The 21,944-nt window shown below is 70.2% G+C and carries 23 protein-coding genes; 9 read left to right on the top strand and 14 right to left on the bottom strand.

From position 1 onward, the window contains the following. Positions 1–56: 56 nt before the first annotated feature. Positions 57–1,277 carry an aminotransferase class V-fold PLP-dependent enzyme gene (locus EV375_RS13790; protein ID WP_130299709.1) on the bottom strand — a complete coding sequence of 407 codons (1,221 nt, stop codon included), beginning with the start codon at positions 1,275–1,277 and terminating at the stop codon, positions 57–59. A 239-nt stretch (positions 1,278–1,516) separates the two neighbouring features. Between EV375_RS13790 and EV375_RS13785 the strand changes: the two genes are divergently transcribed. Then, positions 1,517–2,239 (top strand): FCD domain-containing protein, encoded by a 723-nt coding sequence (locus tag EV375_RS13785; protein ID WP_130299708.1) that lies wholly within the window; start codon positions 1,517–1,519, stop codon positions 2,237–2,239. 685 nt (positions 2,240–2,924) lie between these two features. Here the strand turns inward: EV375_RS13785 and EV375_RS13780 are convergent. The 6 genes from EV375_RS13780 to mca all read right to left on the bottom strand — a co-directional run bounded on the left by EV375_RS13780 (position 2,925) and on the right by mca (position 6,336). Then, positions 2,925–3,416, bottom strand: a complete 492-nt coding sequence (locus tag EV375_RS13780; RefSeq protein ID WP_130299707.1) for a GNAT family N-acetyltransferase — start codon at positions 3,414–3,416, stop codon at positions 2,925–2,927. 204 nt (positions 3,417–3,620) lie between these two features. Then, complete coding sequence (locus EV375_RS13775) at positions 3,621–3,893, bottom strand: hypothetical protein (protein WP_130299706.1); 273 nt, start codon at positions 3,891–3,893, stop codon at positions 3,621–3,623. Next, positions 3,890–4,243 carry a hypothetical protein gene (locus tag EV375_RS13770; protein ID WP_130299705.1) on the bottom strand — a complete coding sequence of 118 codons (354 nt, stop codon included), beginning with the start codon at positions 4,241–4,243 and terminating at the stop codon, positions 3,890–3,892. Before EV375_RS13770 ends, EV375_RS13775 begins: the two co-directional genes overlap by 4 nt. A gap of 228 nt (positions 4,244–4,471) precedes the next feature. Continuing rightward, positions 4,472–5,137 carry a peptide-methionine (S)-S-oxide reductase MsrA gene (msrA, locus tag EV375_RS13765; RefSeq protein ID WP_130299704.1) on the bottom strand — a complete coding sequence of 222 codons (666 nt, stop codon included), beginning with the start codon at positions 5,135–5,137 and terminating at the stop codon, positions 4,472–4,474. 31 nt (positions 5,138–5,168) lie between these two features. Further along, positions 5,169–5,462: a hypothetical protein gene (locus EV375_RS13760; RefSeq protein ID WP_130299703.1), complete on the bottom strand. Its 294-nt coding sequence runs from the start codon at positions 5,460–5,462 to the stop codon at positions 5,169–5,171. A gap of 4 nt (positions 5,463–5,466) precedes the next feature. After that, the gene (mca, locus tag EV375_RS13755) at positions 5,467–6,336 is read right to left on the bottom strand and encodes a mycothiol conjugate amidase Mca (RefSeq protein WP_130299702.1); all 870 of its coding nucleotides are present in this window, start codon (positions 6,334–6,336) and stop codon (positions 5,467–5,469) included. Between the two features lie 113 nt (positions 6,337–6,449). On the opposite strand from mca, the gene EV375_RS13750 reads away from it, so the two are divergent. After that, positions 6,450–6,908, top strand: coding sequence for a DUF4307 domain-containing protein (locus tag EV375_RS13750; RefSeq protein ID WP_130299701.1), 459 nt, complete (start codon positions 6,450–6,452; stop codon positions 6,906–6,908). Between the two features lie 131 nt (positions 6,909–7,039). Further along, positions 7,040–7,537, top strand: coding sequence for a transcription elongation factor GreA (greA, locus tag EV375_RS13745; RefSeq protein WP_055485721.1), 498 nt, complete (start codon positions 7,040–7,042; stop codon positions 7,535–7,537). 134 nt (positions 7,538–7,671) lie between these two features. Here greA and EV375_RS13740 read toward each other — a convergent pair whose 3' ends face one another. The 3 genes from EV375_RS13740 to ilvA form a co-directional block, all read right to left on the bottom strand. Next, positions 7,672–8,538 carry an ABC transporter permease gene (locus EV375_RS13740; RefSeq protein ID WP_130299700.1) on the bottom strand — a complete coding sequence of 289 codons (867 nt, stop codon included), beginning with the start codon at positions 8,536–8,538 and terminating at the stop codon, positions 7,672–7,674. Further along, positions 8,535–9,590: an ATP-binding cassette domain-containing protein gene (locus EV375_RS13735; RefSeq protein WP_130299699.1), complete on the bottom strand. Its 1,056-nt coding sequence runs from the start codon at positions 9,588–9,590 to the stop codon at positions 8,535–8,537. Before EV375_RS13735 ends, EV375_RS13740 begins: the two co-directional genes overlap by 4 nt. Before the next feature lie 242 nt (positions 9,591–9,832). Continuing rightward, on the bottom strand, positions 9,833–11,077 hold the full coding sequence (gene ilvA / locus EV375_RS13730) for a threonine ammonia-lyase (protein WP_130299698.1): 1,245 nt from the start codon (positions 11,075–11,077) through the stop codon (positions 9,833–9,835). A gap of 173 nt (positions 11,078–11,250) precedes the next feature. Between ilvA and EV375_RS13725 the strand changes: the two genes are divergently transcribed. From EV375_RS13725 to EV375_RS13715, 3 genes are read left to right on the top strand one after another with little or no spacing between them, the layout of a single operon-like run. Beyond that, a complete protein-coding gene (locus tag EV375_RS13725; RefSeq protein WP_130301830.1) occupies positions 11,251–11,817 on the top strand; it encodes a MarR family transcriptional regulator in 567 nt (188 codons plus the stop codon). Between the two features lie 45 nt (positions 11,818–11,862). Then, complete coding sequence (locus EV375_RS13720) at positions 11,863–12,468, top strand: sigma factor-like helix-turn-helix DNA-binding protein (protein ID WP_130299697.1); 606 nt, start codon at positions 11,863–11,865, stop codon at positions 12,466–12,468. Then, positions 12,465–12,713, top strand: coding sequence for a hypothetical protein (locus EV375_RS13715; RefSeq protein ID WP_130299696.1), 249 nt, complete (start codon positions 12,465–12,467; stop codon positions 12,711–12,713). The genes EV375_RS13720 and EV375_RS13715 overlap by 4 nt, the downstream gene beginning before the upstream one ends. Before the next feature lie 151 nt (positions 12,714–12,864). On the opposite strand, the gene EV375_RS13710 is transcribed toward EV375_RS13715, so the two are convergent. Continuing rightward, complete coding sequence (locus EV375_RS13710; protein ID WP_130299695.1) at positions 12,865–14,031, bottom strand: cystathionine gamma-synthase; 1,167 nt, start codon at positions 14,029–14,031, stop codon at positions 12,865–12,867. 109 nt (positions 14,032–14,140) lie between these two features. Between EV375_RS13710 and EV375_RS13705 the strand changes: the two genes are divergently transcribed. Beyond that, positions 14,141–15,313, top strand: a complete 1,173-nt coding sequence (locus EV375_RS13705) for a hypothetical protein (RefSeq protein ID WP_130299694.1) — start codon at positions 14,141–14,143, stop codon at positions 15,311–15,313. A 178-nt stretch (positions 15,314–15,491) separates the two neighbouring features. Beyond that, positions 15,492–17,549: a thioredoxin domain-containing protein gene (locus tag EV375_RS13700; RefSeq protein ID WP_130299693.1), complete on the top strand. Its 2,058-nt coding sequence runs from the start codon at positions 15,492–15,494 to the stop codon at positions 17,547–17,549. 70 nt (positions 17,550–17,619) lie between these two features. Here EV375_RS13700 and EV375_RS13695 read toward each other — a convergent pair whose 3' ends face one another. Both EV375_RS13695 and EV375_RS13690 read right to left on the bottom strand, forming a co-directional pair. After that, positions 17,620–18,303, bottom strand: coding sequence for an acyl-CoA-like ligand-binding transcription factor (locus tag EV375_RS13695; protein WP_130299692.1), 684 nt, complete (start codon positions 18,301–18,303; stop codon positions 17,620–17,622). A 38-nt stretch (positions 18,304–18,341) separates the two neighbouring features. Next, complete coding sequence (locus EV375_RS13690; RefSeq protein WP_130299691.1) at positions 18,342–19,916, bottom strand: MFS transporter; 1,575 nt, start codon at positions 19,914–19,916, stop codon at positions 18,342–18,344. Between the two features lie 133 nt (positions 19,917–20,049). Here EV375_RS13690 and EV375_RS13685 point away from each other — a divergent pair, with 133 nt between their 5' ends. Next, entirely contained in the window at positions 20,050–21,261 is a 1,212-nt protein-coding gene (locus EV375_RS13685) for a pyridoxal phosphate-dependent aminotransferase (RefSeq protein WP_130299690.1), read from the top strand. Between the two features lie 167 nt (positions 21,262–21,428). Here EV375_RS13685 and EV375_RS13680 read toward each other — a convergent pair whose 3' ends face one another. After that, complete coding sequence (locus tag EV375_RS13680) at positions 21,429–21,836, bottom strand: SCO4983 family protein (protein WP_130299689.1); 408 nt, start codon at positions 21,834–21,836, stop codon at positions 21,429–21,431. Between the last annotated feature and the right edge of the window lie 108 nt (positions 21,837–21,944).

Genomic DNA, 21,944 nt, shown 5'->3' with positions numbered 1-21,944 from the left:
TTCCTTGATGTGCGCCGCGCCGGGAGCGGCGGCCGGGGGACCGGGGGTGCGCACCGCTACCGCTCGCGGGCCCACTTGCCGAGTGCGGGGACGCATGCCTCGGCGAAGTGCTCGTAGTCGGCGGCGGTGTTGTAGACGTGCGCGGAGAGGCGGATGTAGCCCGCACCTCCGAAACTGGTGAACGCGACCTCGACGCCCAGTTCGCGGGCCACCCGGTCGCGCAGGGCGTCGGCCTCGATTCGGTTTGCGGCCAGCCCTTCGGGCAGCCGCACCAGCCGCATACCGGGCACCGGCATGCCGACGTCGACGGGGCCGCCTGCGTCGGTCAGCTCGGCGAGTGCCGCGCCGGTGATCCGCGCGCCGTAGTCGGCAAGGTCGTCCATGTACCGGCGGACGGTCGGCCAGCCCCAGGTGCGCTCGATGAAGCCGAGCGCGGCCGGCGCCGCCAGATAACTGGTGACGTCCACCGTGCCCTGCTGGTCGAAGCGCTCGGGGTACGGGTCGGCGGCACCCCACGAGTCGATCAGCGGGTGGAGCAGCTCGCGCAGCGGGCCGCGGGCGACCAGCGTGGCGGTCCCCCGCGGCGCGCAGCACCACTTGTGCAGGTTGCCGACCCAGAAGTCGCAGGTGATGCCCTCCAGCGGGGCGTCGATCAGGCCGGGCACGTGTGCGCCGTCCACCAGCAGCGGGATGGCGCGGCGGTGTGCTTCCGCGCCGATGCGCGCCACGGGGAACCGGCGCGCGGTTGCGGAGGTGATGTGGTCCACCACGACGAGGTCGGTGGCGGCGGACATCTCACCGGCCACGGCCTCGTACGCCTGTTGCTCGTCCGCGTCGAGCGGCACCCGGGCGGTGCGGACCGTACCGCCCCAGCGTCGCGCCAGCCGCTCGGCGCCCATGGTCACCGCTCCGTAGCCGTGGTCGGTGACGAGGATCTCGCCGCCGCGGCGGCGGGGGAGCCCGGCGTACACGGTGCTGGCGCCCGCGCTGGCATTCGGTACGAGGGCGAGCTCGTCGGGTGCGACATCGAGGAAACCGGCGAGCTCGACGCGGGTGGCGGCCACCCGCTGCGGCAGCGCGGGAAACCACACCACCGGGGAGCGGTCCATCTCCGCGCGCAGCGCGTTCTGCCGCTCCTGCGCCACCAGCGGAACCGCCCCGAACGAACCGTGGTTCAAGTGCTTCATGGCGGGGTCGAGAGACCATGCCCCGGCTGCCGGCCGGCCGTCGGGCAGCAGCAGCGGGTGGGGCGCGGCGGTGACCTCGGTCTCGCTCACAAGACTCCACATCTGCCGGAACCTGAGCGCCCCGAGAGCCCGGCGAAGAACCGAAGAGGGCCAGAGCATCCCAGGACTTATAAGATGACTCGGGATCCTGACACGCCTCTTTTCGGACATGCAAGGGTCGAGAGCAAGGAATCATCAGATGACTTGTGATCGAAATCTCTGAGACATCTGATGACTCGCTACAGTGGCCCCGTCTGGCGGCATCGCCGGACCGTCATGGGAGGAGTCCGATGTCCGCGGTCGACAAGGCGTTCCACGGCCTACGGCACATGATCGCTACGGGGCGCCTCGAGGCGGGTGAGCGCATCCCGGCCGAGGGCGAGCTCTGCGCGGAACTCGGCGTGTCCCGGGGGCCGCTGCGCGAAGCGGTACGGATGCTGGCGGCGCTGGGCGCGCTGGAGCCGCGGCACGGCTCCGGCACATACGTCTCCCCGCTCCGGCCGGAGGACGTGATCGGCAGCCTCTCTCTGACGCTGGAACTGCTGCCGCTTTCCGGGCTGCTGGAGGTCTACGAGATCCGACGGGTACTCGAAGGCCACGTCGCAGCCAAGGCGGCCGCACGCGCCACTCCCGAGCAGGTCAGTACGCTCTTCTCGCTGATAGAGGCCATGGACGCCACCGACGATCCCACCGAGGCATCGGAGCTCGACCATCGCTTCCACGCCGAGATCGCCGGGGCCGGCGGCAACCCCACCCTCGCCTCGCTGCTCGCGGTCTTCCGCGCCCGCTCCCGCAAGTACCAGGTCTTCACCCTCCCCGAGGGCCCGGAGCTGCGCCGCAAGAGCGACGAGGATCACCGCGTACTGGCCACCGCGATCGCCGACCGGGACCCGGGCGCGGCCTCCGGTGCGGCCGAGGCCCACGTCGCCCAGACCGAGCGGTGGCTCCGGGCCTTCATGCCACCGGTGGAGGAGGACGGGCAGGGGCGCTCCGAGGCCACTCGGACCGGGTGAGAACGCGGAGTTGCCGGGCACCCCGTGGAACTCCCCGTAGAACTACGGCTCTTGCTGTTCTCGTCGCGCACGCAGGTGCGGTGTCACGTTCAGAGGCGGAGGCGAGGCGCCGGCAACCGCCTCCGTGGGCCCATGTTCCGCGACAGCCGGAGTCACCCCTTGGCAGGCCCCACTCCCACCGGGCAGCTCACGCCCGTCCCCACGAGGGTGTACCAATGTGACGCATGACCAACTCGACGAGGCGAGCGGCGATTTGCCGTTGGACGAGCCAGGGCCGCGGCATCGCTCAAGCCCTGCGTCCGACGGGGCACCGATCATTCGTCCTGGGGGTTTGCCTTTCAGTGGGAGGAGCCGCCGGATCCATACGGACCATGATGAACGGCGATTCTCTGGTCCAGGCGGGATGGCAACTAGGCGTGGGAATCATTGGCCTGGCACTGGTAGTTTCTTGTGTCCTTTCTTGGGGGAAGCGCTAGTTGCACAATTGCGTATCTGCGATTTGCGACGCAGTCGGTCTCCTGAACGCGAACTACAGCGGCGAGGTGGGCAACGCGCTCTTCGGGGCGGCCGCCGAGATCTTGCAACTCCTGTCCTGGATTGCGTAGGACACCGGGAACTGCACCCTTGTGGATCCCATGATTGTCGCTCAGCTCTCTGACTCCTGGGGGCCAGCCGGCGACTGAAATCAAGCGCTCAGGTCGTGATACATGACGTGCAGTCCGACCGGCCCCAGCACCGGATGGCGAAACGCACCGGGGACGGTACCGACGATCGTGAAGCCGAGACGCTCATACAACCTGAGGGCGGGCGTATTGGAAGCCGCGACCGCGTTGAACTGCACGCCCGAAAAGCCGCAGGCCGATGCCCATTTGAGCAGATACTCTCCCATCGCTTGACCGACGCCGTGGCCGCGTGCCTCCGGCGCCACCATGAAGTTGCCGCTAGCGATGTGGGAACCGGGACCAGGCCGGTTGGCGTACATGTTCGAGGTGCCAAGCACGCGCCGGCCATCCACGGCCACTACGACATGTCCCGGGGGCTGTACCACCCACATGTCGTGTGCCTGTGCCTCGTCCTGGAGGGGGTCGTAGGAGAAGGTGTCTCCCTTGCGGACAATCTGTTCGATGATGGGCCAGACCTGAGACCAGTCACGCTCTTCGAACGCCCGGATTTCCATCCGTCACACGTTAGCGACGGCCTTCGTCTCTTGCGAGCGAGTTTCTGTGGCGATGCAGTGCGTGCTCAGGATCCGCCTACGCGTTGATCGGCGGGGGCGGGTATGTCGGGGCGATAACGGGCCAGGATCGACGGGGGAGTTGTCCCCGGTCTGCTTCGGTACGCGAACCGCAAGGCACAGTCACTCATCGCGTCCCGGCGGAGCCTATAGGTCCATGAACGGCGGGAGAATCCGGACGACGACGATCAGGCTGGCCCGTGGTGCGACGAGGAAGTAGAACCAGCCGCCCGCTGCGTCCATTCTGCGTAGACCGCCAGGGCGTGGTCCGTTACCGAAATCGCTGATGTCGACGCCCACTTCGGCCAGTTCGACGAGCTGTCCGGCAAGGCGTTCCACCTCCGCAACCACATGCTTCGGGACTCCACCGGCCACGTTGGCGTGGTCCGGGTCGTACTCCCAGCGCCATTTGCTGCTCACTGCGGCGGGAGCTCGAGCGCGGCGTGTGCTTCATCGAGGAGTCGGCCGAGCTCGGACGCGGCTCGTCTGGCTTGCACCGCGTCACCGGATTCAGCGCGGTCTTCCCAGCGCCGGAATTCGTCGGCGAGCTCCGGCTGCCGCTGGATATGCACGTAGACGGCCCACTGTGCGATGAAGCGCTGCAACGGCGCGAGATCGCCGCCGTGCCGGGACTGATCGGCCGCCAGGTCGAGTTCTCGGGTAAAAGCCGGTAGCGCGGCGGGGGCGATCTGAGCCAACGCCTGCCGCAGGGCGGACACCGTGGCTGGAGGCTGGGGTACGAGTGGCTGCTCGGCGGCGGGGGTCGACATGGCTGCTCCCATGGACGAGAGTCCGATCTCTGCTACAGGGTACCGAGCGGGATCAGCGCATAGTCACTCCGACGAGTGCCCTCATGCACTTGTCTGCGACGGAATGTCGAAGTGACGAACGAGCCAGACGAGCAGCCTCCTTGTGCGGACCGTCGCACGCGGCGCCGATCGCAGCAGCGAGGCAGCGCCGCCCGGGCTGCGGGAACGACGCCGCCCACCTCCGGGAGCTCACCCCTCAGCCGGCCCCACTCCCACCGGGCAGCTCACGCCCGTCCCGCCGATCCCGCAGTAGCCCGCCGGGTTCTTGTCCAGGTACTGCTGGTGGTAGCCCTCGGCCGGGAAGAAGGGGCGCTCGCCCGCGGGGAGGATCTCCGTGGTGATGGCCGCGTGGCCGGCGGAGGTGAGGACCTTCTGGTAGGCGTCCCGCGAGGCTTCGGCCGCTGCCTGCTGAGCGGGGCCGTGGGTGTGGATCGCCGACCGGTACTGGGTGCCGGTGTCGTTGCCCTGGCGGAAGCCCTGCGTGGGGTCGTGGGACTCCCAGAAGAGCTTGAGCAGGTTCTCGTACGAGATTTTCGACGGGTCGAAGACCACCCGTACCGCCTCGGTGTGCCCGGTCATGCCCGAACAGACCTCTTCGTACGTCGGGTTCGGCGTGTGGCCGCCCTGGTAGCCGACGAGGGTCGTCCAGACGCCGTCGGCGCGCCAGAAGATCCGCTCGGCTCCCCAGAAGCAGCCCATGCCGAAGTCGGCCACCTCGAGGCCCTCCGGGTAGGGGCCCAGGAGGGGGTTGCCGAGGACGGTGTGGCGCTCGGGGACGCTGAACTCGCGGTCGGGGCGCCCCGGAAGGGCCTCGTCCGCGGTCGGGAGGTGGTTCTTGTGGCTGCCGAAAAGCATGGCGGAACTCCCGTCGTACGTCGTTTACCGGTCAGACGCCGGGCCCGGAACTCTTCCCTTCCGGGGCAGGCGCGGACGAGGAGGGGGCAGGCGGGGCGGAGACGGCGGGCTTCTTCCCGTCGTCCGCGCCGTCCGGAGGGGTCTCCTCGAAGTCGACCTTCTCCATGTGCCGGTGCATCGACTTCATCAGCATCCACACCGCGATGCCCATCACGGCGAAGACGACGAAGCCGAGAACGCCTGGCGTCACCTTGTTCTCGTCCAGGTCCTTCGCCAGCGGAAGGACCTGGACGACGGCGGTCTGGGCCGGACTCGTCAGGGTCATGCCTTCAATTGTCGCGGATGCCCGCGAAGAGGTCGTCCTCGGGTAGTGAGGTCTCCACGAGCGACTTGGCGAGCTCGTACTCCTCCGTCGGCCACACCTCCCGCTGGAACTCCAGCGGGACGCGGAACCAGCCGCCGTCGGGGTCGATCTGCGTGGCGTGCGCGATGAGCGCCTTGTCGCGGATCTCGAAGAATTCGCCGCACGGCACGTAGGTGGTGATCGTGCGTTCGCGGCCCATCGACTTCCAGCGCTCCAGCCACTCCCCGTAAGGCGAGTCCAGCCCGCGCTCCAGCAGGCCCTTGTGCAGGGCTTCGGTGCGGGGGCGGTTGAAACCCTGGTTGTAGTAGATCTTCTGCGGCTGCCAGGCAGGGCCGGCCTCCGGATACTTCTCCGGGTCGCCCGCTGCCTCGAAGGCCGCCATCGAGATCTTGTGGGTCATGATGTGGTCGGGGTGCGGGTAGCCGCCGTTCTCGTCGTACGTGGTCATCACGTGCGGCTTGAAGTCCCGGATGAGGCGCACCAGCGCACCGGCCGCCACGTCGACGTCCTGGAGGGCGAAACAGCCTTCCGGCAGCGGCGGCAGCGGATCGCCCTCCGGCAGCCCGGAGTCGACGAAGCCGAGCCAGGACTGCTTCACGCCGAGGATCTCCCGGGCCTCGTCCATCTCCTTCTTGCGGACCTCGTGGATGTGCTCCTCGATGTAGGGATCACCCTGGAGCCTGGGGTTGAGGATGGAGCCCCGTTCGCCTCCTGTGCAGGTCGCGACCAGCACGTCCACCCCCTCGGAAACGTACTTGGCCATCGTCGCCGCGCCCTTGCTCGACTCGTCGTCGGGGTGGGCGTGTACGGCCATCAGTCGCAGCTGCTCAGTCAAGACTCGATCCTCGTCAACTCGTCATGGCGGGCGCCACCTATAGTGACCGAATCGGCATCCCGATGTATTCCCGATATCCCACGCCCTTCGATGCGACGAAAGCGGACCCCGCCATGGTTGACGTGCGACGCGCGGACGGTGGTGAGCGTGCCCCCGGCGCCGGCGGTCTGCCCGAGGGGCGGTACGGGGCGTCAGGCGCGGGGCGCGATGCGCGCACCGACCGGAAGCTGAAGATCGTCGGCTGGGTGCTGGCAGTGCTGTCTCTCGCCGGGCTCGGCTGGATCGGCGCGGACTACGTCGGCGGGCAGCCGGTCAGTGGCCAGGTGATCAAGTTCAAGGTGGTCTCCGGCCGTACGGTGGAAGTGCACCTCGAGGTCCGCAAGGACGCCGAGGCGGCGGGTGTCTGCACGCTGCGTACGCGTGCCGCCGACGGTGGCGAGGTCGGACGCAAGGACGCGACAGTCACCGGCCGCGCGGAGCAGGTGGACCAGATCGTCACGGTACGGACCACGAGGCGTGCCACGAGCGCCGAGCTGGTGGGCTGCGAACCGCGGGAAACCGAAGGTCACTGAGACCGTACGCAGCGTTCGACCTTCTTCCCTTTTCCACCTGAATTGTTAGGCTCGTAGTTTCCGCCCCACCCCGAAGGCGCAGCCTCTGGGCAGGGCGATGTTTTTATTCCCAGTACCGACGAGGAGCACCTGTGACCCAGACCAGCGACAACGTCACCTGGCTCACCCAGGAGGCGTACGACCAGCTCAAGGCCGAGCTGGAGTACCTGTCGGGTCCTGCACGTACCGAGATCTCCAAGAAGATCGAGGCAGCTCGCGAAGAGGGTGACCTCCGCGAGAACGGCGGGTACCACGCGGCCAAGGAGGAGCAGGGCAAGCAGGAGCTGCGCGTGCGGCAGCTCGAACAGCTGCTGGAGAACGCCAAGGTCGGCGAGGCTCCCGCGGACACGGGAGTCGTGGCCCCCGGCATGGTCGTGAAGATCGCCTTCGACGGTGACGAGAACGACACGGTGACTTTCCTGCTCGCTTCGCGCGAGTACGCGAGCTCGGAGATCGAGACGTACTCGCCGCAGTCCCCGCTGGGCAGCGGCGTGAACGGCAAGAAGGTCGGTACGGACGCCGAGTACGAACTGCCCAACGGCAAGATGGCGTCGGTGAGGATCCTGGAGGCGAAGCCGTACCAGGGCTGAGGCGCCGGCCGTCCGCGGAGGTCCGCGGACGGCCCGGGCGGAGCACCGGACCGGAGACCGACACCGAATCAGACAGCCCTGTGGGCCCCGTCCGCTCGATGTGGCCGGGGCCCACAGGTGTGTGCAGTCGCCTGTCAGGCTGTTGCGGACTTGTACTTGCGGACCGCCAGGGTGCGGAAGAACGCGATGATCAGGATCGACCAGATCAGCGACGCCCACGCCGGGTGCTGCATGGGCCACGCGTCCGGCACCGGGTAGTTCGGCGGGAGGTTGCCGAAGAGCTCGCGGCAGGCCTGCACCGTGGCGCTGAACGGGTTCCACTCGGCGAAGTGCCGCAGCACCGCCGGCATGTTCTGCGACGGGACGAAGGCGTTCGAGATGAACGTCAGCGGGAAGAGCCAGATCAGACCGCCGGAGGTGGCAGCTTCGGGCGTGCGGACCGTCAGGCCGATCAGCGCGCCGATCCAGGTGAAGGCGTATCCGAGCAGGAGCAGCAGGCCGAATCCCGCCAGCACCTTCAGCCCGTTCTCGTGGGTGCGCCAGCCGACGAGCAGTGCGACGAGGGCCAGCACTATCAGCGTCAGCCCCGTCTGTACGAGGTCGGCGAGCGTGCGGCCCGTGAGCACGGCGCCGCGGGCCATGGGCAGCGAACGGAAGCGGTCGATGAGGCCCTTGTGCATGTCCTCGGCGATACCCGCGCCCGCTCCCGCCGTGGCGAAGGTGACCGTCTGCGCGAAGATGCCGGCCATCAGGAACTCGCGGTAGAGCCCCGGGTCGAGGCCCGCGCCCGGCAGGTTGATGGAACCGCCGAAGACGTAGCTGAAGAGCACCACGAACATGATGGGCTGGAAGAGCCCGAAGACGATGACCTCGGGGATGCGCAGCATCCGGATGAGGTTGCGTTTGGCGACCGTCAGGGAGTCGCGCACGGACTGGCGAAGGCCGCCTCCGGCCGGGGCGGCCGGCGTGGGTGCCGTCGGTGCCGTGGTCGTGGCAGTCACTTGACGGTCTCCTTCTTCTGCTTCCTGCTCCTGCGCTTCTGCTTCTTGTCCGCGGCCGGGCCGTCGGCCGCCTCCGTGGCGCCGTTCTCCTCGCGGTCCTCGGCGGCGTGGCCGGTGAGGGTGATGAAGACGTCGTCGAGAGTGGGGCGGCGCAGGCCGATGTCGTCGATCTCGACGCCGCGGCCGTCCAGTTCGCGGATGACCTCGGCGAGCAGCTTCGCGCCGCCGGTGACCGGGACCGTGAGCCTGCGGGTGTGCTGCTCGACGGTGACGCCCTCCGGGCCGGTGCCCGGCATGCCGTGCTTGGCCAGGACGGCCTCGGCCGTGGCGATCTCGCCGCGGTCGTGCACGACGACCTCGACGCGCTCGCCGCCCGTCTGGGCCTTGAGCTGGTCGGAGGTGCCGCGGGCGATGACCTTGCCGTGGTCGACCACGGCGATGTCGTGGGCGAGGCGGTCGGCCTCCTCCAGATACTGAGTGGTGAGCAGGAGCGTCGTGCCGCCGGCCACCAACTCCTCGATGACCTCCCACAGTTGCAGACGGTTGCGCGGGTCGAGACCGGTCGTCGGCTCGTCCATGAACATCACGGGCGGACGGACGACGAGCGCCGCCGCGAGGTCGAGACGCCGGCGCATGCCGCCCGAGTACGTCTTGGCCGTGCGGTCAGCCGCGTCCGCGAGGTTGAAGCGCTCGAGCAGTTCGCCCGCCCTCCGCTTCGCGTCGCGCGCGGAGAGCTGGTAGAGCTGGCCGACCATCTGCAGGTTCTCCCTGCCGGTCAGGTATTCGTCGATGGCGGCGAACTGGCCGGACAGGCCGATCGAACGCCGCACCTCGTTGGGTTTTTCGAGGACGTCGAGTCCGGCCACGACAGCTTTGCCGCTGTCGGGCCGGATGAGGGTGGTGAGCACCCGCACGGCAGTGGTCTTGCCGGCGCCGTTGGGGCCGAGCAGGCCCAGAACAGTGCCCTCTGGGACGTCGAGGTCGACGCCGTCCAACGCCCTCACCTCGCCGAAGGTCTTCACGAGACCCTCGGCGTAAATGGCGCCTGGCATAAATGGGCTCCCGGATGTGGAGAAGTAACAGTGAATGTCGAACAGGCCGGAGATATCCGGCATGAGGTCGCAAAGCCGTACCGAGGACCGGTAGGCCAGTAGTATGTGTGAACGCGATACATCGCGTCAACCAGTTCGAAACTCGCGACAGTCGCGAGTGCTCCGACGCGGAGCGCAGGTGGCCGGGCCAGGGCTTTCGAGCGCAGAAAGCCGGGGTCGGCTCTCGCGGTCGGCCGAGGGTCTCAGCGGGTCAGAACGACCGTGTATCCGGCCGCTCGCAGCTGGTTCCTGACGTCGTCGCAGTGCTCCGGCCCCTTGGTCTCCAAGTGCAGCTCCACCTCCACCTCGTCGAGCCCGAGCCGCGGATCGGTCCGAACATGGCCCACGTCCAGGACGTTAGCGTCCGCCACTGACAACTCCTTCAGCAGCGCAGCCAGCGCCCCCGGCCGGTCGGTCAGCCGCAGCCGAAGGGACAGATAGCGTCCCGCGGCCGCCATGCCGTGACGCAGCGTCCGCTGAAGCACCAGAGGGTCGACGTTGCCCCCGGAAAGCACCGCGACGACGGGCCCCTCGATCGACTCCGGCCGCGAGAGCAGGGCCGCCACGGGACTGGCCCCTGCCGGCTCGACCACCATCTTCGCCCGCTCCAGACAGAGCAACAACGCGCTGGAGAGAGCGTCTTCCGACACCGTACGGACCTCGTCCACGAGGCCGCCAACGATTTTGAACGGCACATCTCCCGGCCGCCCGACCTTGATGCCGTCGGCCATCGTGGAGACCGTCTCCAGCGCCATCGGCCTGCCCGCTGCGAGCGAGGGCGGATACGCCGCCGCACCCTCCGCCTGCACGCCGATGATCCGTACGTCGGGCCGCAGTTCCTTCACCGCCACCGCGATGCCGGCGATGAGCCCGCCGCCACCGACCCCCACCACGATCGTGCGCACCTCGGGGCACTGCTCGAGGATCTCCAGCCCGATCGTGCCCTGCCCGGCCACCACGTCGGGGTGGTCGAAGGGATGGATGAAGACGGCGCCCGTCTCCTCCGCGTACTCCTGCGCAGCCCGCAGCGTCTCGTCGACGACCTGGCCGCGCAGCACCACCTCCGCGCCGTACTCCCGTGTCGCGGCGACCTTCGGCAGCGGGGCGCCCTCCGGCATGAAGACCGTGGACGCGACGCCGAGCAGGGAGGCCGCCAGCGCGACGCCCTGCGCGTGGTTGCCTGCGCTCGCCGCGACCACGCCGCGCTCACGCTCCTCGGGGGAGAGCCCGGCGATGCGCACATACGCGCCGCGCAGCTTGAACGAGCCGGTGCGCTGCAGGTTCTCGCACTTGAGGTGCACGGGGGATCCGACGAGGCGGGTGAGGTGCCGGCTGCCTTCCAGGGACGTCGTGCGGGCCACTCCGGCGAGTGTCTTCTGCGCGGCACGCACGTCCTCGACGGTGACGGACGCCGGTACGCCTGTGGCGTCGGGGGCGGGGGAGACCATGGCGCCAGTGTCGCAGTTCGCGGCGCCGCGGGTGCTGGTAGGTAACGGCCCTGTTCATGCAGCACAGGTACGGGTGGAGCGTGCTCCGTTTACGCTGGGCAGCAGAATCAGGTCTTTTCCGTGGAACTTCCCGAAGAAGCGAGCGCCTCGGCATGCCCATGCAACCGGACATGATGACAGTGAACAGCACAGATCAGGCCCCGGATCAGCCCCGTACCGGGCATGACGCAGCAGAACACCACGAGAGCCCCGAAGGTGCCGGCACATCCGAGGGGCGCGTCCTGGACGCCATGCAGCACCAGGTCGCCGTCTTCGCACGCCGAGCCGAGCAGACCCGCCTCGGAGGCATAGGCCAGGCGCGCAACTCCATGGACCGTGCCGCGTACCTGCTGCTCAACAGGCTCGAACGGAACGGCCCCATGGGTGTCAAGGCGCTCGCCTCCGGCATGGGGATCGACTCCTCGACCGTGACCCGGCAGGTCGCGCCGCTCGTCGAGGGAGGCCTGGTCACCCGCACCACGCACCCCGACGACGGCCGAGCCGTCGTACTCAAGCTCTCCCCGCACGGCATCGCCCGCCTCAACCAGGTGCGCTCCTCACGGCGGGAGCTGATGGCGGTGCTCACCGACGACTGGACCGAAGAGGACCGAGAGACCTTCTGCCGGCTCCTGACCCGCTTCAACACAGCCATGCAGGGCATCCACCCCTCCACGGAGACTCCGGAAGTACCGGCCTCTTGATTTGATCAGTGCGCCTGCCGTCCTATTGCGGTACGGGAGGCGCAGGTGGGAGAGCGGCGGGCGCGAGAGCAACGCCGCCGGGCCCGGGAGTTCGAGGCGTTCGTCGCGGGCGCGGCCGGCAGACTGCTGCATGCCGCCACGCTGCTCACCGGCGAGCCGTTCGGTTCCGCCCCGGCAGCGCGGGAACTGCTCGCCGGCGCCCTCTCCCGTACGTACGCGGACTGGGACCGCCTGCGCGGCGAGGACCCCTACGAGCACACCCGCCAGGACCTCGCCGCCCACTTCGCACACACCGCCCGGCGCTACAGGCGCCCCCGCGGCGGGCTGCTGGCCGGGCTGCCCCCGCAGGAGCGGCTGATGCTGGTGCTGCGGCTGTACGAAGGGGTCGCCGAGGAGCAGGTCGCCGCGGCTCTCGGACTGCCCGTCGAACGGGTGCGGGCTTTGTGCACCCGGGGCATGGCGACGGTCCTCAGCCGTGAGGGGGCACGCGGGGGCGGGACCCCCACCGGTGCGGTTCCGGACGCGGAGCCCCCTGCCGCCACCAGGATCGCGTCCCGCATCGCCACCGGTCTGCGGCACAGGGTGTCGGCCGCCGCCGGGGCCGTGCGGCACGGCGACGGTGCGGGGCGTGAGCCGAGGGGGGCCGCATGAGGCTTCCCGACCGGAAGGAGACGCAGGTCCGCCGCATCCTGGAGTCCGTGCCTCCGGCCCCCGTGCCGGCGGACCTGGCCGCGCGGGCCCTGGCCCGCGGGCTGCGCATCGCCCAGCGGCGGCGCACCGCGGCGCTTGTGCTGTGGGTGTTCTTCGCCGTGGCCGTGGCGGTCGCCGTATGGGCCGCGGTCGCGCAGCCCTGGGTGGGCGAGCCGGCGCGGACGACGCCGCCGGTCGGCTGGTAGCGCCGGGCCCGTGCCGGGCCGCTCACCCGGCGCTGGACCCTGGCCGGGCCTCTCGTCAGTACGGATCTCTTGTCGTCCCGATCACTTGTCGTCCGGGTCTCCGCGGCCCAGCGGAGACCCGGACGTGCGCAGACCCGGACGAGCTGACTGCTCAGCCCAGCGCTTGCTGAAGATCCGCCAGCAGGTCCTCCACCGACTCGATTCCGACGGACAGCCGCACCAGGTCCGCCGGGACCTCCAGCGCGGAGCCCGCCGCCGACGCGTGCGTCATGCGCGCGGGGTGCTCGATCAGCGATTCGACGCCGCCCAGCGACTCCCCGAGCGTGAACAGCTGCGCACGGTTGCACACCTGGACCGCCGCCTCCTCGCCGCCCGCCACCCGGAAGGAGACCATCCCGCCGAAGGCCCGCATCTGTTTCGCCGCCGTCTCGTGGCCCGGGTGGGAGGGCAGCCCCGGGTAGTAGACGTGCGTGACCCGCGGATGCGCCTGGAGCATCTCCGCCACCCGGGACGCGTTCGCGCTGTGCCGCTCCATCCGTACGGCCAGGGTCTTCGTGCCGCGCATCACCAGCCACGAGTCGAACGGGCCGGCCACCGCGCCCATCGCGTTCTGGTGGAAGGCGATCTCCGCGGCCAGCTCCGACTCGTCCAGGACGAGGGCGCCGCCGACGACGTCCGAGTGGCCGCCCATGTACTTCGTCGTCGAGTGGACGACGACGTCCGCCCCCAGGGCGAGGGGCTGCTGGAGATAGGGGCTCGCGAAGGTGTTGTCGACGACCAGCCGTGCTCCTGCGCCGTGTGCGAGCTGGGCGAGCGCCGTGATGTCGCTGATGCCCAGCAGCGGGTTGGACGGCGTCTCGACCCACACCGCCTTCGTACGGTCGCGGAGTGCCGCCCGTACCGCCGCCGGGTCCGAAGTGTCGGCCACCGACCATTCCACGCCCCACCGTTCGGCGACGCGCGAGAAGAGGCGGAACGTCCCGCCGTAGGCGTCGTTCGGGATCACCACGTGGTCCCCGGGCACGAGCAGGGTCCGCAGCAGGCAGTCCTCGGCGGCCAGCCCGGACGCGAACGCGAAGGCGTTGCGCCCGCCCTCCAGGGCGGCGAGGTTCTGCTCGAGGGCGGTACGCGTCGGGTTGGCGGAGCGGCTGTACTCGTAGCCGCCGCGCAGGCCGCCGACGCCGTCCTGCTTGTACGTGGAGACCTGGTAGATGGGCGGTACGACCGCGCCCGTCGCGGGGTCGGCGGTCTGCCCCGCGTGGATCGCGAGGGTCTCGAAGCTCTGGGGCGTGTGCCCGCTGTCGCGCTGGTCGCTCATGGGGCGAGCGTAATGCGCCGTACGGTGTAGTCAGAGCGGCTCAGGCGAACCGCTCCGAAGGATTACTCCTGTCACGTCCCGTCCGCGTACCAACGGGGAGAACGCAGCCATGGAAGCCCTGCTCGTGCTGATCGCGCTGACCGCCATCTTCGGCGTCCTGGTCGTCCCCGCGATGCGTCGCCGGCGGCAGCGTCTGGAAGGAGCTCGGGGAATCTCACGCGCCGTCGACCCGGGCGCCGGATACGGCTTCGTGCCGACCGAGCAGCTCGACGTGCGACTGCCGGGACCGGACCGGGAGTTCACCGAGGCGCTGGACGAGACGCAGCGGACCCAGGACTGGCAGCCGGTCGCCAGGCTGCTGGCCCTCACCGGGGACGAGTGGGAACTGCGCTGGCAGCGGGTGCAGTCGATGGCGGGCGCCGCGGCGATGGAACTGGCGCAGGCGCGTGCGCTCGGCGCACCCGACTCACCGGCCACGGGCAGGGGCGGCTCGGCCGGCGGCGTCTCCTTCAGCAAGGAACCCGGCCTGCGCGACGCGCGCTGGCTTCGCGAGTGGCGCACGCAGCAGCCCGCCGACCCCGGCGGCGCCCAGGTCTACGCCCAGTTCCTGGTGTGGCAGGCGGTCGCCGACCCCTCCTCCGCCGACCACCGCATCATCCTGGAAGAGGCACGCACGGTCTGCGAGGAGGCCGCGCGGCTGGCTCCAGAGGACCCCACGCCGCACATAACCGAACTGTTCATCGCGCGCCATCTCTCGTACCGGCGCGCCGACTTCGAGGAACTGTGGGCGACGCTGCGCCGCAAGGCCCCGAACCACATGGGTGCGCATCTGGCTGCCCTGCCGTACTGGTCGGAGAAGGGCTGCGGATCGCGCGCCGAGGCCGACGCCTTCGCGCAGTCCGCCGCCGCCCACGCCCCCGAGGGCACGCTGCTTCCCGCGCTTCCGCTCTTCGCGGCCTACGAGCACCTGCCGGAGGTCAACGTCGTGCGCGGGCTCTACCAGAGCGCGGAGATCGAAAAGGCCGTGGAGGCCGCGGAGTTCGCCGTCGACCAGGTCGAGGCCGACCATCCCGTGCGGCCGCACGTCCTGCACCTGCTGGTCTGTTTCCTCGTACGTGCCGAGCGGTACGGCGAGGCCATGGAGGCGCTGCACGTCGTCGACGGCTACGTGGGCGCGCTCCCGTGGGCGGATTCGGGCGACCCGGCGAGCCACTACTCGGCGTACCGCGCCCTGGCCGTCTCCGGCTGGGAGGCGACGGGCGGCGACCGCGCGCAGCTCTGAGGCGGGCGGCTTCGAGGCGGCCGGCTCCGACGTGGACGGCGCGACCGCCGGACAGGTCCGCCGTGAGGGCCGCGGGGCCGCACGGAGATGAGCCGTCCGGAGGGCGGAAGCACCCGCGAAGACCTCCGCCGGGGGCGCGGTTGTGGGTGCGCGGGGGCACGTCAGGCACGATGGACGGATGGCCAACCGACTCGCGGACGAGACGAGCCCGTACCTCCTTCAGCACGCGGACAACCCGGTCGACTGGTGGCCCTGGTCGGAGGCCGCCTTCGACGAGGCGCGCACGCGGGGGGTGCCGGTGCTGCTCAGCGTCGGCTACGCCAGCTGCCACTGGTGCCACGTCATGGCCCACGAGAGCTTCGAGGACGAGGCCACGGCCGGATACGTCAACTCCCACTTCGTCCCCGTCAAGGTGGACCGGGAGGAGCGTCCCGACGTGGACGCCGTCTACATGGAGGCCGTGCAGGCGGCCACCGGCCAGGGCGGATGGCCCATGACCGTCTTCCTCACGCCCGCCGCCGAACCGTTCTACTTCGGCACCTACTTCCCGCCCGCTCCCCGCCACGGCATGCCCTCCTTCCGGCAGGTGCTCGAAGGCGTCGCCACTGCATGGTCCGACAGGCGCGAGGAGGTCACCGACGTGGCCGGCCGGATCGTGCGGGACCTCGCCGCGCGCAGCATCCGCTACGACCAGCCGCAGCCGCCCGGCCCCGAGGAGCCGGCCACGGCGCTGCTGGAACTGACTCGTGAATTCGACGCCGAACGGGGCGGGTTCGGCGGTGCCCCGAAGTTCCCGCCGTCCATGGCGCTGGAGTTCCTGCTGCGCCACCACGCCCGCACCGGTTCGGAGGGCGCACTGGAGATGGTCCGGAGGACCTGCGAGGCGATGGCCCGCGGCGGCATCTACGACCAGCTCGGCGGCGGATTCGCGCGCTACTCCGTCGACGCGGGCTGGGTCGTGCCGCACTTCGAGAAGATGCTCTACGACAACGCCCTGCTGTGCCGTGTCTACGCGCACGCCTGGCGGAGCACCGGTTCCGCCATGGCCCGCCGGGTCGCCCTGGAGACCGCGGACTTCATGGTCCGCGAACTCGGCACGCCCCAGGGCGGGTTCGCCTCGGCGCTCGACGCCGACAGCGACGACGGCGACGGCAGCCACCGCGAGGGCGCCTACTACGTCTGGACGCCCGCCCAGTTGACCGACGTCCTCGGCGAGGAGGACGGGCAGTGGGCTGCCGCGTACTTCGGCGTCACCGACGAGGGCACCTTCGAGGAGGGCGCCTCCGTCCTTCAACTCCGGGACCGCGCCCTCCCGGGTGCGGACGGGGCGCACCCCTCCGACGACTCCCGCGCCGCTTCCGTACGGGAGAGGCTGCTGAGCGCCCGCGACCGGCGGCCGCGTCCCGCCCGCGACGACAAGGTCGTCGCGGCGTGGAACGGACTGGCCGTCGCCGCGCTCGCCGAGACCGGCGCCTACTTCGACCGTCCCGACCTCATCGAGGCCGCCTCGGCGGCCGCACACCTGCTGACCCGCGTGCACCTGAACGGCGACGGCCGCATCGCCCGCACCTCGCGCGACGGGACGGCTGGCTCCGGCGCCGGCGTGCTGGAGGACTACGCGGACGTGGCCGAGGGCCTGCTCAGTCTCTACTCGGTGACTGGAGAGGCCGCCTGGCTCGACAGCGCAGGAGTGCTGCTGGAGACGGTGCTCGACCACTTCACGGATGCCGATGGCGCGCTCTACGACACCGCCGACGACGCCGAAGCACTCATCCGCCGCCCGCAGGACCCCACGGACAGCTCCACCCCGTCGGGCTGGACGGCCGCCGCGCAGGCCCTCCTCTCGTACGCGGCGTACACCGGCAGCTCACGTCACCGCGAGGCCGCGGAGCGGGCGCTCGGAATCGTGCGTGCACTGGCGTCCCGCGCCCCGCGCTTCATCGGGTGGGGACTCGCCGCGGCCGAGGCCGCCCTGGACGGCCCGAGGGAGATCGCCGTGGTCGGCCCGCACACGGACCCCGGCACGGGCACGCTGCACCGTACGGCGCTGCTGGCGACGGCGCCCGGAGCGGTGGTCGCCCTGGGCGAGCCGGGCTCCCCGACGGCGCTCGACGTGCCGCTGCTGCGGGACCGCCCGCTGCTGGACGGGAACCCGACGGCCTATGTGTGCCGCAACTTCACGTGCGACGCTCCGACCGTCGACCCCGAGGCGCTGGAGCAGTCACTGCGGAACTGAGCTCCCCCGGGGCCGGGCCGGGCCGGGCCGGGCCGGGGTCCGGGGTGCGGGGGTCCGGGGCGTTTCACCCTCAGCCATGCGGGCCTCGGGGCACCCCCGCCCTCCGGGCGCCGAGGGCCTGGGGGATTCCCCGCTCCACCACGCGCAACGCCCGGTCGACGACCGCGAAGAGGTCCTCCTCCGGCTCGTCGCTCCCGGCCCAGAAGAACATCGCCTCGGACATGGCACCCACCAACGCCCCTGTGCACACCCGCAGTTCGAGGGTGTCCGCGTCCCGCCCGGTCCGCCCGGCCAGTGCCTCCGCCAGGATCCGCACCGTCTGCGACATCTGCTCGGTCATCCGGGCACGCAGCGCCGGCACTTCCAGCACGAGCCGGATCCGCTGGTGGGCCTCGGCGGGCTCGCGGCCGGGCTCCTGGCGCATGCTCTGCCCGATCACCTCCAGCATGGCCTTGCGCAGCGCGGTGACCGGCGGCTCGTCGGCGGGACGGGCCAGCAGCGCGTCGTGCATCAGCGGGTCGTATTCGTCGGTGAGGACGATGTCTTCCTTGGTCGGGAAGTAGCGGAAGACTGTGCTGGGGGAGACCTCCGCCTCCTCCGCGATCCGCTCGACGGACGTGGCGGCGTAGCCCTGCTCGTCGAAGAGCCGGTAGGCGGCCTTCCGGATCGCCTGCCTGGTCTTGATCTTCTTCCGCTCGCGCAGCCCCGGACGGGACTCGGAGACGGCGGAGGACTCGGTACGTGCAGGGGCCATGGGCCTCATTGTCGGCCATCCGGGCTCACCGGGGCCAGCTACGAGCCGTGTGCGGAGCGCACGGAGCCGGACCCCGGCCCCTCCTCCGCCTTGCCGGCCGCCTCCGCGGCTCCCGCTTCCGGTGCCTGCCGGCGGTTCCCCGCCGGGAGCAGCGCCGTGGTCAACGCCGCTGCGAGCGCGGCGGCACCGCAGACCGAGAGCACCTGTGTCATGCCGTCGACGAAGGCGGCGTCCGCCGAGGCCGCCAGTTCCGCCGAGTGCAGCCTCGCGGCGACGGCGTGGGCGGCGATCACGGAGTCCCCGGCCGCCTCGGCGGCGGCCGCGGGCAGTCCGTCCGTAGCGAGCCGGGCGGTGTACGTGCCGGACAGCAGGCTCCCCAGCGCCGCGATACCGATGGCGGCGCCCGTCTGACGCACGGTCATCAGCAGCCCGGAACCGCTTCCCGCGTGCGTGGCGGGCAGCGCCGCGAGAGCACCGTCCATGGCCGGCACCATCGCGAAGCCGACGCCGAACCCGGTGATCGTCAGCCAGGTGGCCGTCAGCCCGTATCCGTCGCCCACTTCGGTACGGGCACCGAGGAAGGCGGCGAACGCCAGCACCACCAGCCCTGTGCTGATCACCGGTCGGGAGCCGAACCGTGCGGCCAGCGGACCCGATGCGCGGGCCGCGACGAGGAGGCCGGCCATCAGCGGCAGCAGGCGCAGCCCGGTGCCGAACGCGTCGACGCCGAGCACCGCCTGGAGGTACTGCGGCAGCACGAACAGCAGCCCCGCCAGCACGAGGGTGATCAGTGTCGCGGTGAACGCGTTCCGTGCGAACGCGGGGCGTGACAGCAGCTTCAGGTCCAGCATCGGCCGCTCGACGCGGCGCTCCCGCAGCACGAGCGCCGCCAGCAGCACGGGCGTTGCCGCGAGAGTCCCGACGACGTACGGGTCGCTCCACCCTCGCGCGGGTCCCTCGATGATGCCGAAGACGAGGGAGCCGAGGCCGGCCACGCTCAACACCGCGCTGAGCGCGTCCACATGGGGTGCCGACTCGTCACGGGACTCGGGCAGCAGCGTGAGGCAGACGAGAATGCCGAGCGCGGCGAGCGGCACGTTGACGAGGAAGACCGAACCCCACCAGAAGTGGTCGAGGAGCCAGCCGCCGAGGACGGGCCCGAGCGGCATGCCTCCGGCCACCGATGCGGTGATGATGCCGACGGCCTTGGTGCGCTCGCCCTCGTCCTCGAAGAGGGAAGGGATCACCGACAGCGCGAGCGGCGTGACCAGGGCGGCTCCGAGGCCCATGAGGGTACGGGCCGCGATGACCCACCCGGCGTCGTCGGCGAGACCGCCGAGCAGTGAGGCGGCGAGGAAGACGGTCAGACCCGTGACGAGCAGCCGCCGCCGTCCGAAGCGGTCACCGAGGAGTCCCGCCGGCAGCATCGCGGCGGCGAAGACGACGACGTACGCGTCCACGATCCACTGCATCTGCCCTGTTCCGGCGCCGAGTTGGCGTCCCATCGCCGGGAGGGCGACGTTGAGGATCGTCAGGTCGAAACCCAGCACCAGCATGCTCGTGCCGAGAGCTGCGAGCGCCCACCAGCGGCGTGGGTCGGGCTGTGTCGTCATGGTCAACTCCGAAGGTCAGTGTCTTTTGACAGTGACTCTCAAAAAAATTGACCTGTCAAGACGGGTGCCCAGCCGTGCCCCGGGTGGCCAATAACACGTGGCCGCGTTCCAGGTCGGCCCGTAAGGTGGCGGAATGCAGGTGATCCAGTCGGCGAAGCTCGCAAACGTCTGTTACGAGATCCGGGGCCCCGTCCTCGAAGAGGCGATGCGGCTGGAGGCAGCAGGGCACCGCATCCTCAAGCTCAACACCGGCAACCCGGCGCCCTTCGGGTTCGAGTGCCCGCCGGAGATCCTCGAGGACATGATCCGCAACGTGGGCGAGGCCCACGGCTACGGCGACGCGAAGGGGCTTCTCTCCGCGCGCCGCGCGGTGATGCAGCACTACCAGACGCAGGGCATCGAGCTCTCCGTCGAGGACATCTACCTTGGCAACGGCGTATCCGAGCTGATCCAGATGTCGATGCAGGCCCTGCTCGACGACGGGGACGAAGTCCTCGTGCCGGCCCCGGACTACCCGCTGTGGACGGCGTCGGTCTCCCTCTCCGGCGGCAAGGCCGTGCACTACCGCTGCGACGAGCAGTCGGACTGGATGCCGGACCTGGCCGATGTCGAGAGCAAGGTCACCGACCGCACCAAGGCGCTCGTGGTCATCAACCCGAACAACCCCACCGGGGCGGTGTACGACGAGGAGATGCTGCGCGGCCTCACGGACATCGCGCGGCGGCACGGCTTGATCGTCTACTCCGACGAGATCTACGACAAGATCCTCTACGACGGCGCGACGCACACGCCCACGACTCTCATCGCCCCCGACCTGCTCACCGTCACCTTCAACGGGCTCTCGAAGGCCTACCGGGTGGCCGGGTACCGCAGCGGCTGGATGGCGGTGTGCGGGCCCAAGAGCCACGCGCAGAGCTACATCGAAGGGCTGACGATCCTCGCCAACATGCGGCTGTGCGCGAACATGCCCGCGCAGCACGTGGTGGCGGCCGCGCTCGGCGGCCGGCAGTCGATCAACGACCTGGTGCTGCCCGGTGGGCGGCTCCTGGAGCAGCGCGACATGGTCCACGGGCTGCTGACGCAGATCCCCGGTGTGACGTGCGTGAAGCCGAAGGGTGCGATCTATGCGTTCCCGCGGCTCGACCCCAAGGTCTACAAGATCAAGGACGACCGTGAGATGGTCCTCGACCTGCTGCGCGCCGAGCAGATCATGATCGTCCACGGCACGGGCTTCAACTGGCCCGACCCCGACCACTTCCGCATCGTCAACCTGCCGCCGGTGAACGAACTGGAGGACGCGGTGACGCGCATCGGAGCCTTCCTGGAGGGCTACAGCCAGCCCTGAGCCCCGCTTCCTCGCGGGTGCGCCGGCGCGCGTGTCCGCGCGGCACGAGTGCGGCCCGAATCTCCCGCCGTCGGTGGCCGTCGGCGCAGCTCGACGTTCCTCGGTTCAGTTCAGCTCATGCACCTCAACGCACCCCGGTGCACGTATGTGCTCTCAGTGCCTCGCGGTCAGGCAGTCGTGAGCCCGAGGGCCGAGGCGTGGAAGTCGCGGGACTGGCTGGCCACCACGATGGCGGGTTCGTCGTTCCGGTACGTGGCCATCACGACCGCGTGGCCCGCGAGGGTGTGGGCCCTGTGGTGCAGGGAGTCGATGTGCGCCGGGTCCGCGAGGTGCTCCGACGGCGCTGCCCGAAGGGGGGCGGTACCGTCGCGCAGGCGCGTGACCTGGGCGGCCAGCTCCTCCGCGGCCTCGTCCAGTTCGTCGGACGGCGTGAGGGCCCGCAGCTCGTCCGTCACCGTCAGCAGTGCCGTGAGGTGACCGGCCAGACGGATGTCCAGCTCCTCTTCCCGCGTGCGGTGGGGGAAGTCTGCCTCGGCCATGGCATGTACCGACTTGCTGCGGATCGGTTCGTACACGGTCGGCCTCCTGCGTCGCGTCGCCTGGATGACAGCCTAACTTAGACTCGGTCTAAAGTTGAGCCATGTACATTTAAAGCCCGGACGACAAGTGCTTCCGTCACATGG

It is taken from the genome of Streptomyces sp. CNZ301 (assembly GCF_004217425.1).
Note: the sequence above shows the minus strand (reverse complement) of the source record. Positions and strands in the feature narration are given on the sequence as shown.